Genomic DNA, 14,011 nt, shown 5'->3' on the forward strand with positions numbered 1-14,011 from the left:
GGCAAGCGAACGGTTGCCTATCCTGGAGTCGTGGCTGCCGACCTTTTCAAGGCCTTGGCCGACCCCACCCGCCGCACCATCCTCGACGAGCTCGCGGAGAAGTCCGGACAGACCCTGTTCGAGATCTGCTCGCGACTGAGCATGAAGCACCGGCTCAGCATCTCGCGCCAGGCGGTCTCACAGCACCTCGCCGTGCTGGAGGAGGCCGGACTCGTCGAGACCAGGCGGGAGGGCCGCTACAAGTTCCATGACCTCAACACGGCCCCGCTTCGGCAGATCACCGAGCGGTGGCCCGTGCCCGACACCTCAGGACCGGAGCAGAGCATCCCATGAAGATCCATCTGACCAGCATCTTCGTCGACGACCAGGCCAAGGCCCTGCGCTTCTACACCGAGGTCCTCGGCTTCGTGAAGAAGCACGACGTCCCGGTGGGCGAGAAGGACCGGTGGCTGACCGTCGTCTCGCCCGAGGATCCCGAGGGCACCGAACTCCTCCTGGAGCCCGCCGGCCACCCGGCCGTCGCCCCCTACCGCGACACCCTCGTCAACGACGGCATCCCGCTCGCCCAGTTCGCCGTCGACGACGTGCGGGCCGAGTACGAGCGGCTGCGCGGCCTCGGCGTCCGCTTCACCCAGGAGCCCCTGGAGATGGGCCCGGTCACCACCGCGGTCTTCGACGACACCTGCGGCAACCTGATCCAGATCGCGACGAAGCCGCAGTAGGACGCCGCAGCAGGGAGCCGCAGCAGGCGGTCGGCCGCGCACGGGTCTCAGCCGGCCGCCTCCGGGTGCGCGGGGCTGAGGTACCGCACGGCGGTCTGTCCGCAGTGCGGGTCGAGCAGGCGCCGCAGTTCGGTCGCCGCGGCCTGGAGCAGGTCGCCGTCGCGGCTGCCGTGGAGGGTTTCGAGGACGAACGCGACGCGCGTGGAGTCCTCGGTGACGCGGGTGCGGTGGGCGTCGCGGTGGTTCCAGTGGCGGGTCAGCACGCCGGCGCCGTCGGCGTAGACGATCTCCCCGGGCCTGGGGTTCTCGACGGTGCCGGGTTCGCCGAGCGGGGTGAAGGACTCGCCGCCGTCCGCGTGGCGGATCACGACATCACCGGTGACGTGGTCCAGGTCGAACGCGCCGGCGGGCAGGCCGTGCCGCACGGAGACGGCGTTGTACGAGTCGACGGCCGGGTTGATCCGCGGCAGGGCGCCCTTCTTGGCGAGGCGGCGGCCGAGGGCGTCGACGCTCGGCCGGACGCGGCGCGGGTTGGTGCCGAAGGAGCGGTAGGCGGCGTGCCACGCCTCGATCCGCGGATCGGTCTCGTCGGCGGGCCGCCAGGTGCCGTCGGCGAGCCGCCGCTCCAGGTCCGCCACCGCGGCGGCCGTGTCGGCCCAGGGTTCACGCCCGCGCACGCCGGTGGCGGTGACCAGGGCGATGAGGGTGCCGGGGAAGGCGTCCGCGACGGCGGGGGCGAGACGGAAGACGGTCATGGGAGTGCGGTTCCGTTCCTGCGTGGGTGCGGGGGAGGGTCAGGGCTTCCAGGTGCCGATGCGGTCCAGGCGGCGGCGCTGCTGGAGCGCGGCGGGGGCGTCGAGCCCCTGGCCGCGTTCGGTGAGGTGGTCGGCGACGGCACCCCGGTGCTCGACGGGCTTGTGGTCGTCGTACTTGAACTTGGCCAGGACGTCGGCGACCTCCAGCCGCAGGCCGCGGATGCCGGACAGCATCCGGCCGTAGGGCGGCCGGCCCACGGCCACGGGGGCGTGGTCGCCGTCGGGCTGGAAGTGGGCGAGCTGGCGGCGCAGCAGTTCGGCCTTGGCCTCGGGGTCGTCGACGATCTGCGCGCGGCCGGTGAACTGGACGGCCGTGTAGTAGCTGGTGGGGACGCCGTCGCGGGGCGGGGTGCCGGGCCCGGCGCGCCACGGGCCGGGGACGAAGGCGTAGTCGCCGATGACGGTGAGGACGACGGCCGGGTCGTGGGCGATCGCCTGCCAGACCGGGTTGGGGCGGGCGAGGTGGATCAGGATGTGGGGGCCGTCGCAGGAGAAGTGGGTGGGGACGGTGCTGGGCGGGTGACCGGGGAGGCCGTTGACGCTCAGGAGTCCGAAGTCGTGGCCCTCGGCGATCCAGGTGCGCCATTCGGCTTCGTCGAGGCTGGCGTCCCAGGGCTGGATCAGCACGCGGTTCTCCTTGCGGTGGTCGGCGGTGCGTGGGGTGGCCGGGTGTGGCCGCGGGCGTGCTCAGGTCAGGGCGAGGAGGCTGACGGCGACGGCGGCGGCGCCCAGGCCGGTCAGCTGGCCGCGGTGGACCCGTTCGGCGAGCACGACGCGGGCGAGCAGCACCGTGCCGGCCGGGTAGAGGGCGGTGATCACCGCGACGACGGCGAGGTCCCCGCTGCGGGCGGCGAGCAGGAACAGCAGGTTCGCCACGGAGTCCAGCGCACCCGCGGCCGCCGAGGTCGCGTACGCGGGCCGCTCCGGGCCCAGCGCGCGGCGCATCACCCCGGCCACGGTCAGGGTGACGGCCGAGGAGACCGCCCGGCCGATGATCAGCGGGGCCACCCCGCTGTCCGTGGGTGCCTGGTGCAGGAAGACCAGTTGCAGGGCGATGGCGGCACCCGCGCCGAAGGCCAGCAGCAGGGCCGTGCGGGAGGGACGCGCCGAGCCCGCGCGATCCCCCGCGCTGACCAGCACCACCGCCACCAGCGCGAGCGGCAGTCCGACCAGGCCGGCCGCACCGAGGTGCTCCCCCTGGAGCAGCCCCACGGCGACCGGCAGCGCGGCGGACACCAGCGCGGTCACCGGCGACAGCACGTTCATCGGTCCGATCGCCAGGGTGCGGTAGAGCAGGGCGAACGCGGCGGCGGAGGCCAGCCCCGACGCGGCGCCCCAGCCGACGGCGCCGGCGCTGAACGAGGCGCCGAGCAGCGGCCACAGCAGCAGCTCGACCGCGAGGCTGGCCGGGGCCGCGATCACCACGGTCCGCAGCACGTGGGCCTTGCGGGCGCCGAGGCCGCCGAGGAAGTCGGCGCACCCGTAGGCCAGTGAACTGCCCAGGGCCAGCAGCAGAGCGAGCACGGCACATCCCTTACCATTCAATGGAACGACCGAACCGTACAACAGACCGACCGCCGCGTGTCAACCGAACGACCGCACGGTGCATTCCGATGGTCCCGGTGTGAGGATGGTGATCAGGTGGCCGAGACGGCCGCGGCCCTGCGGACGGTGGCGCACAACGTCCGGGCGGCCCGCACCCGGGCGGGGCTCTCCCTGGAGGAGCTCAGCCGGCGCGCCCAGGTCAGCAAGGGCGCCCTGGTGGCGCTGGAGAAGGCGCAGGGCAACCCGAACCTGGCGACCCTGGTGCGGCTCGCCGACACCCTCGGCGTCTCGGTGTCCGCTCTGATGCAGGGGCCGCCCGAAGGCCGGGTCCGGGTGGTGGCCGCCGGCAGCGTGGCACCGCTGTGGACCGGGGAACGGGGCGGCGAAGCCCGGCTCGTGCTGACGACCTCCGGCCCGGCCCCCGTCGAGGTCTGGCGCTGGCGCCTGGAACCGGGCGAGGAGTACCCCAGCCACCCCCACCAGGCCGGAGTCGTGGAGACGGTCAGCGTCACCGCCGGCCGGATGACCCTGGTCGTCGACGGCACCGAGCACACCGTCGAAGCCGGCCAGACCGCCACGTTCGACGGCGACGCCCCGCACACCTACCGCGGCTCGGGCACCGAGACCTGTCACCTGATCATGACGGTCCAGCTCCCGCCCGGTCCCGTCTCCCCCGGGTGACCCGCGGGGCGGCACGTCGGGCGGGGCAGCGGTCCGGTGGTCACGGTCGGCCCTGGGGGCCCGAAACCGACCAGCGCCGAGCGGGCGACCCGGCCGGCGTTCGGAACGTCAGCTCCGCGGGACGTCCCTGACGAACACGAGCCCGTCGATGTCGGCCAGGTGGGCCGGGTCGAGCGCGGCGTAGCCGAACCAGGGGGACACCCGGGCGGCGGGCCACACGTCGCCGAGGGCGGTGGCCAGCCGGCGGGCGTCGAGGAGGTACCGGTCCTCCGGGAGGGTGTACAGGAGGCCCTCGACGGTGTCGGGCGGCGGGGTGTCCACTCCCTGGTGCCGGATCGTGCCGAGGGCCGTGGCCACGAAGGCGTACTCCGCGCCGAGCCGGGCGCTCACCAACGCGCCGGCGCCCCACCACTCCAGCGGCGTCCCGCCCATCCGCACCGTGCTCTTCGCCCGCTGGAGGTGCGTGTTGTGGGCGTGGACGAACACCGGGCCCCGTTCCGCGACGGCGAGGAGGTTGTGGGCCATCATCTGGTCCCGCACGCTCGCCAGCCGGGTCATCCGGGCCGGTGAGGTGTCGGCCATCCAGTGGTGGTAGCGCAGCAGGCCGGTCGCGGTGCGCCCGTACAGGCACGCCCGGTCCCAGTCGGCCCGGGGGGTCGCGGTGATCAGGTGCGGCGTCTGGGTGTCGAGCAGCGCCACCAGATCGTCGGCGAGCACCCGCAGCCGCCTCGCCTCCACCGACTGCCCCACGGAGCGGGTCGGGTCCATCATCGCGGCGGGATCGGACCAGCGGTCGTCGGTGCCGAACAGGCGGTCGAGCGTTTCCGCGGTGCAGGGGAGCAGATCGGCGTCCACCTCGGCCGCGAGGTAGCGGTGGAGTGCGGTGAGGGCCTGCCGGGGGCTCGCGGCGGCGGCGATCTCCAGCGGGCCGTCGAAGCCGGCGAAGCGGACCTGCTCGGAGGCGGGCCGGCCCTCGTTGTAGTCGCGCATCCAGCGCACCAGCTCGCGGTTGCCCGAGAAGGCGCCCCAGCCGTGGCTGAACCCGTGCTCCATGACCTCGTCGAGGGTGCCGGTGCCCGAGGTGACGTGGTCGTCCACGACCAGCCCCATCAAGCAGTCGCTCTCGATCGCGATCGTCCGGTAGCCCTCCTGCTCGACGAGCTGCCGGAAGAGCTCGTTGCGCAGGTCGAGCAGGGCGTCCTCGCCGTGGGTGGGCTCGCCCAGGGCGAGCATGCGGGGCCGGGCCGGGAGCAGCCTCATGACGGCAGCGGCCTCGACGGCATGGGCGGTGTCCTTGATGTCAGTCGCCATGCCTTCAACGCTATCGTTGAACGATCGGTTGAAACTCTCCCGCGGATTCTTCGGGTTGATGGGGCAAAACCTTCAAAGGCGGTGCAGCCCAGGCTGGTTGCCGCCCGGTTGCCTGCCGGCAACCGGGCGGCTGACCGCGGTGGTTCGCCGTCAGGCCGCGGCCAGGAAGGCGGTCAGGCCGTCCAGGAGCATGTTGCTGCCGAGCTCGGCCTGGTCCCGCTCCTCGGCGGTGTCGAAGGTCTGGGACAGGGTGATCCGGGTGCTGCCGGCGCCCTCGGTGGCCAGCTCCAGGGTCATCAGGGCGGGCTCCTCGCGGCCGGGGACGTTCATGCCCATCACCAGCCGCTCGTTCTCCACGACCTCCGTGTAGATGCCGGTCAGCGGGACGCGGGCGCCCCCGGGGATGACCATGACCGAGCTCCAGGCGCCCCCGGGCCGGACGTCGAGGACGACGTCTTCGGCGCTGGCCCACTTCCCGTACCGGTCGGCGAGCGTCCAGGCGGCCCAGACCTGGTCGACCGGGGCGTCCAGGGTGCGGGTGCTGGCGTAGTCGAAACCTGCGCTCATGGCTGTTCCCCCTCGTGTCCGCGATCCCGCGGGGGCGGGATCAACTGCGACCTACGTTATAGTCACGGTGCAATACAGTCAAGAGTCGTGACTATCGTGATCCGGGAGGAGCTGGGATGGCATCCGACGCGGAGGAGCCGGACCTCGGGATGTTGATCGGTCAGCTGGCACGCGCGCTCCGCGACGAGCTGTTCGCCCGGCTGGCGGAGCAGGGCCACCCGCGGGTGCGGCCCCGCCACGGCACGGTCCTGGCGGTGCTGCCCGCCTCCGGCGCTCGGGCCACCGAGTTGGCCCAGTGGTCCGGTCAGCACAAGCAGATCGTCGGCGTCATCGTCGACGAACTGGAGGAGCTGGGCTACGTGCGCCGGGAGAGCGACCCACGCGACCGGCGCGCGAAGCTGGTCGTGCCGACCGCGAACGGCCTCGACGGGATCGACAAGGCCCGTGCCATCCTCGCCGACATCGAGCAGCGGCACCGCGCCGCGCTCGGTGACGACACCTACGCCGTCTTCAGGACAGCCCTGGAGGACGTCACCCGCGCCCAGCGCGCGTGGCAGCGGTAAGAGCCCCCTCCCGGAAGAACCGCCACCACCCACCCGCGACCGCCACCACCGACTCTCCCACCCGGCACCGACAACGCCCCTGCGCCTCCCGGTCCGCCGCGGCCGGTCGTCCCGGCCCCCCCGAACGGTCGGAGGGCCGTCAGGCCTGGGGGTTGGCGTCGGCGGCCGCCCGGACGAACGCCAGTACCCGGGCGGTCGTGTTGGCCTCCAGCCAGACGGGTCCCCGCCGGATGGGCGGCGCGTCGTGGATCGGGACGTAACTGATGTCGGGGCGCGGGGAGTACTCCCGGGTGAGCTCCCCGACCGGCAGCACGCCCTTGCCGAGCGCCACCAGGGACAGCATCTCGGAGACCGTGTTGCCGACCGGGCCCTTGCGGACGGGCCGGCCCGAGGGCGTGTGGTCGGGAGTGCGGTCGCGTTTGAACGCGGCGGAGGTCACGGCCGGGTACTGCACGACGGGGTGGTCCGCCAGTACCTCCAGGGAGACGGACTCCGCGTCGGCGAGGACGTGGCCGACGGGGACCGCCAACATGCGCCGCTCCCGCATCAGCGTGGGGCCGTTGGCCATGCCGTCGAACGGGAACGAGGCGATGAGCACGTCGATCGAACCGTCGACCAGGCCGGAGCGCGTGGTGGACAGGTGCGCCTCGCTGACCTCCACCTCGCAGTCGGGGTGGCGCTCGGCGAACAGGCTCACCGCCCTCATCAGCACCGGTGCCGTGGAGTCGCCGACGAAGGCGACACGCAGCCGCCCGGTCACCCCGCGCCCGGCCTGGACGGCCCGGCGCACCGCCTCCTCGATCCCGGCCACGTGCGGACGCAGGTCGTCGGCAAACTGCCGGCCGGTCGGGGTGAGCCGCACGACCCGGCTCGTGCGCTCGAAGAGCCGGGCGCCCACCCGCCGCTCCAGCTTCCTGATCACGTGACTGACCCGGCCGGTCGTGACGCCCAGCCGCTCGGCGGTGCGCCCGAAGTGCAGTTCCTCGGCGAGCGTCAGGAAGGACTCGATCTCGTGTCGCTCCAGCACCGGCCCCGCCTCCGATCGTTTACCCCTGTTCAACGATCCTAGACCGATCATGGCTTGGTCGGCTCCCCCGCCCGGGAGATCGTGGATCACGTCAGATCCACACCAGCCCGGACAAGGACCCGACCCCCATGCGCGTCACCGGATTCGACCACCTCGTCCTCAACACCGCCGACCCGGAACGGGCCCTGGACTTCTACTGCGGCACCCTCGGCCTCGAACCCGTCCGCGTCGAGCGCTGGCGCGCCGGCGAGGTCCCGTTCCCCTCCGTCCGCGTGTCCCCCGACACCATCATCGACCTCGTCCCCCGGCACCGCGGCGCGACCAACGTCGACCACTTCTGCCTCGTCGTCGACCCGCTGGACTGGCAGGAGGTCGTCGACTCCGGGCTCCTCGACGTCGTCGAGGGACCCGCCGAGCGCTACGGCGCCCGCGGCGCCGGGATCTCGCTGTACGTCCGGGACCCCGACGGCAACACCGTCGAACTGCGCTGGTACCCCCAGGACGCCCCCGGCGCCTGACCCGCTCCCCCGCCGAACGGCGTCCGGAGCGGACGCCCGGCCCGACCCCTTCCGGAAGGAACCCGATGACCGCCACCGCCCCCGCCACCACTGCCACCACCGGCACCGTCCCCTCCCCCGCCGCCTCCCGGCGGACCGGGGCCGCGCTGTGGGCCGCCCAGATCACCCTCGCGCTGTTCCTGGTCGTCGCCAGCGGCGTCCCCAAGCTCGCCGGGGTGCCGGCCGCCGCCGAGTCCTTCGACCTGATCGGCTACGGCGACTGGTTCATGTACCTGGTCGGCCTCCTGGAGATCGCCGGCGCCGTCGGCCTGGTGATCCCCCGTCTGGCCGGCCCGGCCGCCCTGGCCCTGATCGGACTGATGGCGGGCGCCGAGATCTTCATCTGGCTCTACCTCGACACCACCTTCTGGTACACCCCCCTGGTCTTCGCCGCGCTCTTCGCCTGGATCGCCCACGGCCGCCGCGCCTCGACGGCCCGCCTCCTGCGGCGACCGCACCGCCGCGCCGCCTGAACCACACCCGCCCCCGGCACGGACACCACCAACCCACGAGGAGGCAACCGCCATGACCGAACCGGCCGCCCGCGTCAAGGGACCCGCCAGCTACTTCCCCTCCATCGAGAAGAAGTACGGCCACCCCGTCTCCCACTGGGTGCGGATCATCCGCGACTCCCCCCTCACCCGGCACTCGGAACTGGTCGCCTGGCTCAAGACCGAACACGGCCTCGGCCACGGCCACGCCAACGCGCTCGTCGCGCACACCCTGGCCGAGGACGCCCGTCGATGAGCGTTCCCCCGGGAGCGTGCCCCCGTCAGGGCCGGCTGGCGGTCGGAGGTTCGTCCGCCAGCCGGCTCAGCGCCCGCATGGCCTCCCGCTCCATCCGTGCGAGGTCGTGGAGAACGGCGCCCGCCTGGACGAGGGGCCCCGCCTCGCCCGACTCCCCCGCCCGCGTGATCAGTTCCGCGACTCGCGTCCACAGTACGGCCGCTTCGGCGTACAGCCGGTGGCCGGTGCGCAGGTGGCCGCTGTCGAGCAGTTGGGCGCATTCGGCGAGGAAGTCACGGTAGAGGTTGCGGAACAGCGCGCCGCCGGTGCCGGCCCTCTCCATCAGCAGGGCGGCCTGCGGCAGGTCGCGCCGCGGGTCGTCGGTGCGCCGGTGCCAGGTGCCGATCAGCCGGCCGGCCTTCTCGATGCCGCGGTGGCCGAGGTTGGCGATCGGCGGGTCGAGGAAGGCCGCGGCGCAGGCGGTGATGGCGGGAACGATCCGCTCCCGCGGGGAGGGCGGGTTCCTCGGAGCGGTGAGGGTGAAGGACCGGTGTCTGGCGGTCATCGGGCCACGCGCGGCCCTGGCCTGGGCGAGGCTCGTCAGGCTGGTGGTGACCGTTCCGCCCTGCGCGCCGGTGTCGACCAGGTGGGCCTGGTGGTCGTCGTAGCCGTACATGGCCACGACATGACCGCCGAAGTGCACCTTCGCCCGGAAGTAGTCCAGGTGGTAGCTGTCGAGCTGCAGTCCGACCGGCTGGCCGGCGTCGATGCGGGCCGCCACGTTCTCCCACGCCCTGCGCGGGGAGGTGGTCTCCTGGACCAGCAGCTCCAGCCCGAGCCTGGCGGCCAGGTTCCTGGTGAGGTCGAAGGGCTTGACCCGTCCGCCCAGGAAGGGGAAGTCCATGGACCTGCTGTCCCAGTAGACGAAGGACAGGCCGGAACCGAGGCCGAAGCACATGGGCTCGGACAGATCGATTCCCTGGTGCCGCAGCAGCACCCCCAGGGCCGTCGTCTCGCAGTGCTGCCCACCGCGCGCGTCGACGTCTATCACCGTGCTCATGCCACCTTCTCCTGGACGGGGACGACCAGTCGGGTCATCAGTTCCTCCTGCGGCGCCTCCGCCGGTCCGACGAGGTACGCCTCGCGTACCGGGGCCTGCGGGCGCAGTCCGCGCTCGTGGACGGCGGCGAAGAGAGCGTTGTAGGCCAGGGGCAGCTGGGCGTAGGGGCCGATGTGCACGGTCTCGGCGACGTCCCCGCCGGGCAGCACCTGGAACTCCAGGCCGGGGGTCCCCCCTCCCCCCGGCGTCGGCGCCCCGACGGCGATCTCCGTCCGCTCCTCCAGATCCAGCGGGTACAGCCCGCACAGCGGCGGCTCCCAGGCGACCCCCGCCCCGCCGAGCTCGGACAGCAGCCGGCCCACGCACTCGGCGAACCTCTGCCCGATCTCCGCGGGGGAGCAGACCGCTCGCACCACCGCCAGCCGTCGCTCCGGCTCGGTGCTCATCGTCACCTCGTAGTCGGGCAGACCATCCTCCGCCAGCCGCTCCAGCACCTCCAGCCGCGCCTGGTCCCTGCTGATGCGTGCGGCCAGCCGGTCGCGTTCCGCCCGCAGGATCCGTGCCCTGCGCTCGGGGTCGGCGGTGAGCGCCTGGGCGATCACGGCCAGCGGGAGATCCATCTCGCGCAGCAGGGCGATGGTCAGGGCGTCACGTGCCTGCTCCGGCGCGTAGTAGCGGTAGCCGGAGAGGGCGTCCACCCGGACCGGGGTCAGCAGCCCCGTCTCGTCGTAGTGCCGCAGCTGTTTGACGCTGAGTCGGCACAGGCGGGCGAAGCGCCCGATGGTGAGAAGTTCGTCGTGCACGTGATCAGGGTGCACCCTCCCACGGTGGGAGAGTCCATCTCGGTGGACGCCCCGGCCGCAGGCGCCCGGCCGCGGGCGTCCCAGGGCCCCGCGGTCTCCCCCGCGGAATTCCCTCACGGATTTCCGCTGTGAGCCATCCAGGGGTAACCGTGCGCAGTCGGAGCACTGAACTCGAGGACTCCGCACCGGCGCGGTATGAAGATCATGTCGCGCATACCCCAAGGAAAGGGAGCCATATGAACCGCAAAGGCATCACCGCCGCCGTGGCCGGGGCGATCATCGCCGCGGGGGCCCTCACCCCCGCCGTGGCCACCGGTGTCGAGGGCGGAGGCATGCCCCCCGCGACGACCTCCTGCGAGGAGGAACCAGGCGACGGCTGCGAGGACTCCGGGGAGGACCAGGGCGACGGCTGCCCGGAGGATCCCACGCCACCGGACGGCGGCTGCTCGGATGATCACGAGCACGGCGGGTACGGCCCCGACTGCTGGGGCCAGCACTATCCCGGAAAGCCCGGCTACCGGCCATTCCAACCCGAAGCAGAAAATCCCGGCACCAACGACGGAACGCTCCTCAGCCCCCTGTCCGGCCTCCTCGGGCTGATCACCGGAATGCCGGCATAACCGGTACGCCCTTTCGGCGTTTCGCGGTTTCCCGGCGTTTCCCGGCCGTCTCCACGCCCCGCCTTCCACACCGCCGTTCTCGTGCCGGTGCCACCGACACCGGCACGAGAACGGCGACGGTCGTGCCCCGCGGCCCTCTCGGGGGCTACTCCGCGTAGGGCTGGTCCTCGCCCTGGGCGCTGTATCCGAGGCTCCAGACGTAGCCGTCCGGGTCCGCGAAGGAACCGCCGTAACCGCCCCACGGCAGAGGACCGGCGGGCTTGAGGATCGTGGCGCCGGCCTCCTCCGCCTCCGCGATGATCTCGTCGACCCGCCCCTCGCTGCGGACCACGTAGGTCAGGACCAGCCCGCTGAAGCCGCTGCCCTCCGGGCTCGTGCCCACCTGGGCGGCCAGGCCCTCCCGGCCGTAGAAGCCCACGGGCGAGCCGCCGTCCGGCTCGAAGAACACCGAGACGCCGTAGTCGGCCTTGATCTTCCAGCCCAGCCCTTCCGTGTAGAACCGCTTGGAACGCTCCATGTCCGCCACGCCGAGCAGGATCGAACTCACATGCGCCTTCATGCCGTGTCCCCTTACGTGTGTTGATGCCAGGCACGTGTGAATCACGCTACGAGCGGCCGCGTTCGCACCGCTTCTCGAATCCTGATCGCTTCCCCGGGGGGTCCCGCCGAGCCGGCCGGTGGCGCGCGTCACATCACATTCCCGGGGGCTGCGTCGTCTTACCGCTGGGACACACTCCGACACGGACCAGAGGAGACAGACATGTCGGCAGCCGGGGCAACACCCACGACGCAGACGCTCCACCGCTTCCACTCCGCGGTGAACAGCGGCGACCCGGACGTCATCGCGAAGGCCATCGACGAGTTCGTCGCGCCGGACGTGCTCTTCCACGCGCCGGTCCCGATGGGCGGAACGGGAGTGGAGGCCCTGAAGCGGGTGTGGGAGGTGCTGTTGCGCGCGTTCCCGGACATCCGCGTCACCGTCGAGGAGACCATCGCGGAGGGCGACAAGGTGGTCTCCAGGAACACGGTGACCGGCACCCACCTGGGCGAGTACCGGGGTCTGCCGCCCACCGGAAAGACCGTCACCTACAGCGAGATCTTCGTCTTCCGCTTCGCCGACGGGCGGATCGCCGAGATCCGCGGCGTCGTCGACGTCCTGACGCAGCTGCGCCAGCTCGGCGCCCTTCCGTCCTGACGGGTGCGAGGACGCCACCCGCCGCCGGGGTGAGTGGCGGGGGCGGGGGCGTCTCCGGGGTGGGGTGGGGCGGCGCGGCGGTCGCGGGCGGGGCTCAGCCGAGGCTGGCCGTGTCGGGTGGTGCGGCCACGCCGCCGGCCGTCCCGCGGCATCTCGGCGCCCAACCGGTGCCCGCCCGCGGATCCGCGGGTACCGTCTGGTACATGAAGCCCGTCACCGTGTCAGTCGACGTGCCGCAGACGCCGGAGCAGGTGTACGACTTCCTCGACGTGATGGCTCACCACGAGCGTTTCACCGACCACTACCTGACCGACTGGCGCTACGGCGGCCCCGGCCGCGGCGTCGGGTCGCGCGCCACGGTCACCGCCGCGCTGGGCGGCACGAAGACCGACGTCACCATCGAGGTCGTCGAGGCCGAGGCACCGCGGCGGATCGTCGAACGCAACGTCAGTGCGTCCGGGCGGCGGCTGGCCCACGGCGTCTACGACATCGGACCGCTGCCGCGTGGCGGGAGCCGTGTCTGGTTCACCTACGCCTGGGTGCGCGCGCCCCTCGGCGACCGCCTGCTGGCGCCCGTGGTCCGGGCCGCGATGCGGCGGGCCAACCGCACGGTGATGCGGCGCCTGGCCGCCGAGTTGGCGCGCCACGTCTCCGCCGCCGACTCCTGACGGCGGCGGCGTCAGGGGTGTTTCCCGACCCGGCGGGCACGCAGGCCGCCGGCCAGGCACAACACCGCACCGAGCGCGAGCCAGGTCACCAGGACGACGACGGACGAGGTGGCGCCGTGGCCGTCGAAGAAGGCGGTGGAGCGCAGCAACTGGCCCCCCGCCCCGGGCGGCATCAGCTGGCCGAGCGTGCCGGACCAGCCGGGCAGCATCTCGGGCGCGGTCGAGACGCCGGACAGGGGGTTGCCGACCAGCATCATGGCGACGGCGCCGAGGCCGAGGCCGACGTACCCGAGCAGCGACTCGAGCCCGATGATGCTCAGCGAGGTGGCCGCGATGGCCAGGGCGACGGCACCGCTGTTGGCCGCGTAGGAGCCGTCGAGCGAGCCGAGCCAGAACTGCAGGATCGCCGCCACCGCCAGGCCGCCGGTGACCGCGAAGGCGAGCGCCCCGGCGGCCTGGCGGGCGGTGCCGCGGACGAGTCTGCTCAGCAGGAACGCGGCGAGCATGCCGCCCATGACCAGGGGCAGGGCCCCGGCGGCCAGGCCGGCGCCGCGCGGGTCGTCGGCCGGCAGGGGGACGAGGTCGCGGACGGCGGGCGGCGCGCCGCCGCCCTGTGCCGGTGCCTGGCCCGGTGCCTGGCCGAGCCCGGTCGCGACGCTCTGCAGGGTCTGGGCGACCGCCGCACTGGCGGCGGAGGCGACGAGGACCCGCGGGGCACCGGAGGTGACGTCGATCGCCCCGTACACCTCCCGGTCGCGGATCAGCCGTTCGGCGGCGGCGGTGTCGGCGACCTCGGTGATCGCGAAGCCGTCCGGCAGGCGTTGGTCCAGGGCGGCGCCGACCTGTTCGACCGCGCTGCCCGGCCCGGCGACGGCGATCGGCACACCGTGCGCCGACGACCGCACCGATGGCCAGGCGAAGGCCGTGAGCAGCACACTGATGACCGCCGTGAGCAGGACGACCGCCCGGACCACCGTCGGCCAGGGGGACGGCGGCGCGTCGGCTGTGGATGGGGCCTGTGTGGCCATGTCTGTTCCTCGGATCGTAGGTTCGCGTGGGTGACGTGACGACGGCGGTGCCGGACGGGTCCCCGCGGCCGCCGCTCGCCGCGGCGGGCGGGGAACGTCCATGGGCGGCCGTTCCATGCGCCC

The 14,011-nt window shown here is 73.0% G+C and carries 20 protein-coding genes; 10 read left to right on the forward strand and 10 right to left on the reverse strand.

The genetic code is table 11. From position 1 onward, the window contains the following. Positions 1-30: 30 nt before the first annotated feature. Both FHU37_RS07855 and FHU37_RS07860 read left to right on the forward strand, forming a co-directional pair. A complete protein-coding gene (locus FHU37_RS07855; protein ID WP_179813489.1) occupies positions 31-333 on the forward strand; it encodes an ArsR/SmtB family transcription factor in 303 nt (100 codons plus the stop codon). Beyond that, positions 330-722, forward strand: coding sequence for a VOC family protein (locus FHU37_RS07860; RefSeq protein WP_179813490.1), 393 nt, complete (start codon positions 330-332; stop codon positions 720-722). Before FHU37_RS07855 ends, FHU37_RS07860 begins: the two co-directional genes overlap by 4 nt. Positions 723-769: 47 nt before the next feature. On the opposite strand, the gene FHU37_RS07865 is transcribed toward FHU37_RS07860, so the two are convergent. From FHU37_RS07865 to FHU37_RS07875, 3 genes are read right to left on the reverse strand one after another with little or no spacing between them, the layout of a single operon-like run. After that, the gene (locus tag FHU37_RS07865; RefSeq protein ID WP_179813491.1) at positions 770-1,477 is read right to left on the reverse strand and encodes a B3/B4 domain-containing protein; all 708 of its coding nucleotides are present in this window, start codon (positions 1,475-1,477) and stop codon (positions 770-772) included. A 39-nt stretch (positions 1,478-1,516) separates the two neighbouring features. Beyond that, the gene (locus tag FHU37_RS07870) at positions 1,517-2,164 is read right to left on the reverse strand and encodes an FMN-binding negative transcriptional regulator (RefSeq protein WP_179813492.1); all 648 of its coding nucleotides are present in this window, start codon (positions 2,162-2,164) and stop codon (positions 1,517-1,519) included. Positions 2,165-2,224: 60 nt separating this feature from the next. Next, positions 2,225-3,061 (reverse strand): EamA family transporter, encoded by an 837-nt coding sequence (locus FHU37_RS07875; RefSeq protein WP_179813493.1) that lies wholly within the window; start codon positions 3,059-3,061, stop codon positions 2,225-2,227. Between the two features lie 117 nt (positions 3,062-3,178). Between FHU37_RS07875 and FHU37_RS07880 the strand changes: the two genes are divergently transcribed. Continuing rightward, complete coding sequence (locus FHU37_RS07880) at positions 3,179-3,763, forward strand: helix-turn-helix domain-containing protein (protein WP_179813494.1); 585 nt, start codon at positions 3,179-3,181, stop codon at positions 3,761-3,763. A 108-nt stretch (positions 3,764-3,871) separates the two neighbouring features. Here FHU37_RS07880 and FHU37_RS07885 read toward each other — a convergent pair whose 3' ends face one another. Beyond that, a complete protein-coding gene (locus FHU37_RS07885) occupies positions 3,872-5,074 on the reverse strand; it encodes an erythromycin esterase family protein (RefSeq protein WP_179813495.1) in 1,203 nt (400 codons plus the stop codon). Positions 5,075-5,224: 150 nt separating this feature from the next. Then, positions 5,225-5,641 carry an SRPBCC family protein gene (locus tag FHU37_RS07890; RefSeq protein ID WP_179813496.1) on the reverse strand — a complete coding sequence of 139 codons (417 nt, stop codon included), beginning with the start codon at positions 5,639-5,641 and terminating at the stop codon, positions 5,225-5,227. 116 nt (positions 5,642-5,757) lie between these two features. On the opposite strand from FHU37_RS07890, the gene FHU37_RS07895 reads away from it, so the two are divergent. Beyond that, positions 5,758-6,204 carry a MarR family winged helix-turn-helix transcriptional regulator gene (locus FHU37_RS07895; protein WP_179813497.1) on the forward strand — a complete coding sequence of 149 codons (447 nt, stop codon included), beginning with the start codon at positions 5,758-5,760 and terminating at the stop codon, positions 6,202-6,204. Between the two features lie 139 nt (positions 6,205-6,343). Here the strand turns inward: FHU37_RS07895 and FHU37_RS07900 are convergent, their stop codons facing one another. After that, positions 6,344-7,231: a LysR family transcriptional regulator gene (locus FHU37_RS07900; RefSeq protein ID WP_179813498.1), complete on the reverse strand. Its 888-nt coding sequence runs from the start codon at positions 7,229-7,231 to the stop codon at positions 6,344-6,346. Between the two features lie 128 nt (positions 7,232-7,359). Between FHU37_RS07900 and FHU37_RS07905 the strand changes: the two genes are divergently transcribed. The 3 genes from FHU37_RS07905 (at position 7,360) to FHU37_RS07915 (ending at position 8,535) form a co-directional block, all read left to right on the forward strand. Next, the gene (locus FHU37_RS07905) at positions 7,360-7,749 is read left to right on the forward strand and encodes a VOC family protein (protein ID WP_179813499.1); all 390 of its coding nucleotides are present in this window, start codon (positions 7,360-7,362) and stop codon (positions 7,747-7,749) included. A 65-nt stretch (positions 7,750-7,814) separates the two neighbouring features. Beyond that, on the forward strand, positions 7,815-8,261 hold the full coding sequence (locus tag FHU37_RS07910; protein ID WP_179813500.1) for a DoxX family protein: 447 nt from the start codon (positions 7,815-7,817) through the stop codon (positions 8,259-8,261). 52 nt (positions 8,262-8,313) lie between these two features. Then, positions 8,314-8,535, forward strand: a complete 222-nt coding sequence (locus tag FHU37_RS07915) for a DUF4287 domain-containing protein (RefSeq protein ID WP_179813501.1) — start codon at positions 8,314-8,316, stop codon at positions 8,533-8,535. 25 nt (positions 8,536-8,560) lie between these two features. Here FHU37_RS07915 and FHU37_RS07920 read toward each other — a convergent pair whose 3' ends face one another. Both FHU37_RS07920 and FHU37_RS07925 read right to left on the reverse strand, forming a co-directional pair. Then, positions 8,561-9,574, reverse strand: coding sequence for a BtrH N-terminal domain-containing protein (locus FHU37_RS07920; RefSeq protein WP_179813502.1), 1,014 nt, complete (start codon positions 9,572-9,574; stop codon positions 8,561-8,563). After that, positions 9,571-10,377 carry a MerR family transcriptional regulator gene (locus tag FHU37_RS07925; RefSeq protein ID WP_179813503.1) on the reverse strand — a complete coding sequence of 269 codons (807 nt, stop codon included), beginning with the start codon at positions 10,375-10,377 and terminating at the stop codon, positions 9,571-9,573. Before FHU37_RS07925 ends, FHU37_RS07920 begins: the two co-directional genes overlap by 4 nt. Before the next feature lie 236 nt (positions 10,378-10,613). Here FHU37_RS07925 and FHU37_RS07930 point away from each other — a divergent pair, with 236 nt between their 5' ends. Further along, positions 10,614-10,997 carry a hypothetical protein gene (locus FHU37_RS07930; RefSeq protein ID WP_179813504.1) on the forward strand — a complete coding sequence of 128 codons (384 nt, stop codon included), beginning with the start codon at positions 10,614-10,616 and terminating at the stop codon, positions 10,995-10,997. Between the two features lie 145 nt (positions 10,998-11,142). Here FHU37_RS07930 and FHU37_RS07935 read toward each other — a convergent pair whose 3' ends face one another. Beyond that, the gene (locus tag FHU37_RS07935; RefSeq protein WP_179813505.1) at positions 11,143-11,556 is read right to left on the reverse strand and encodes a VOC family protein; all 414 of its coding nucleotides are present in this window, start codon (positions 11,554-11,556) and stop codon (positions 11,143-11,145) included. Between the two features lie 201 nt (positions 11,557-11,757). Here FHU37_RS07935 and FHU37_RS07940 point away from each other — a divergent pair, with 201 nt between their 5' ends. Together FHU37_RS07940 and FHU37_RS07945 are read left to right on the forward strand one after the other, a co-directional pair. Beyond that, entirely contained in the window at positions 11,758-12,192 is a 435-nt protein-coding gene (locus FHU37_RS07940; RefSeq protein WP_179813506.1) for an ester cyclase, read from the forward strand. A gap of 203 nt (positions 12,193-12,395) precedes the next feature. Then, positions 12,396-12,860: an SRPBCC family protein gene (locus FHU37_RS07945; RefSeq protein WP_179813507.1), complete on the forward strand. Its 465-nt coding sequence runs from the start codon at positions 12,396-12,398 to the stop codon at positions 12,858-12,860. 11 nt (positions 12,861-12,871) lie between these two features. Here the strand turns inward: FHU37_RS07945 and FHU37_RS07950 are convergent, their stop codons facing one another. After that, positions 12,872-13,888, reverse strand: coding sequence for a hypothetical protein (locus FHU37_RS07950; protein WP_179813508.1), 1,017 nt, complete (start codon positions 13,886-13,888; stop codon positions 12,872-12,874). Positions 13,889-14,011 lie beyond the last annotated feature (123 nt).

It is taken from the genome of Allostreptomyces psammosilenae, assembly GCF_013407765.1.
Taxonomy (GTDB): domain Bacteria; phylum Actinomycetota; class Actinomycetes; order Streptomycetales; family Streptomycetaceae; genus Allostreptomyces; species Allostreptomyces psammosilenae.

Excerpts from the sequence above, each read along its gene's own strand:
- FHU37_RS07860 (WP_179813490.1), top strand. The coding sequence starts at position 330 with ATGAAGATCCATCTGACCAGCATCTTCGTCGACGACCAGGCCAAGGCC.
- FHU37_RS07865 (WP_179813491.1), bottom strand. The coding sequence starts at position 1,477 with ATGACCGTCTTCCGTCTCGCCCCCGCCGTCGCGGACGCCTTCCCCGGC.
- FHU37_RS07885 (WP_179813495.1), bottom strand. The coding sequence starts at position 5,074 with ATGGCGACTGACATCAAGGACACCGCCCATGCCGTCGAGGCCGCTGCC.
- FHU37_RS07890 (WP_179813496.1), bottom strand. The coding sequence starts at position 5,641 with ATGAGCGCAGGTTTCGACTACGCCAGCACCCGCACCCTGGACGCCCCG.
- FHU37_RS07895 (WP_179813497.1), top strand. The coding sequence starts at position 5,758 with ATGGCATCCGACGCGGAGGAGCCGGACCTCGGGATGTTGATCGGTCAG.
- FHU37_RS07905 (WP_179813499.1), top strand. The coding sequence starts at position 7,360 with ATGCGCGTCACCGGATTCGACCACCTCGTCCTCAACACCGCCGACCCG.
- FHU37_RS07910 (WP_179813500.1), top strand. The coding sequence starts at position 7,815 with ATGACCGCCACCGCCCCCGCCACCACTGCCACCACCGGCACCGTCCCC.
- FHU37_RS07915 (WP_179813501.1), top strand. The coding sequence starts at position 8,314 with ATGACCGAACCGGCCGCCCGCGTCAAGGGACCCGCCAGCTACTTCCCC.
- FHU37_RS07920 (WP_179813502.1), bottom strand. The coding sequence starts at position 9,574 with ATGAGCACGGTGATAGACGTCGACGCGCGCGGTGGGCAGCACTGCGAG.
- FHU37_RS07930 (WP_179813504.1), top strand. The coding sequence starts at position 10,614 with ATGAACCGCAAAGGCATCACCGCCGCCGTGGCCGGGGCGATCATCGCC.
- FHU37_RS07935 (WP_179813505.1), bottom strand. The coding sequence starts at position 11,556 with ATGAAGGCGCATGTGAGTTCGATCCTGCTCGGCGTGGCGGACATGGAG.
- FHU37_RS07940 (WP_179813506.1), top strand. The coding sequence starts at position 11,758 with ATGTCGGCAGCCGGGGCAACACCCACGACGCAGACGCTCCACCGCTTC.
- FHU37_RS07945 (WP_179813507.1), top strand. The coding sequence starts at position 12,396 with ATGAAGCCCGTCACCGTGTCAGTCGACGTGCCGCAGACGCCGGAGCAG.
- FHU37_RS07950 (WP_179813508.1), bottom strand. The coding sequence starts at position 13,888 with ATGGCCACACAGGCCCCATCCACAGCCGACGCGCCGCCGTCCCCCTGG.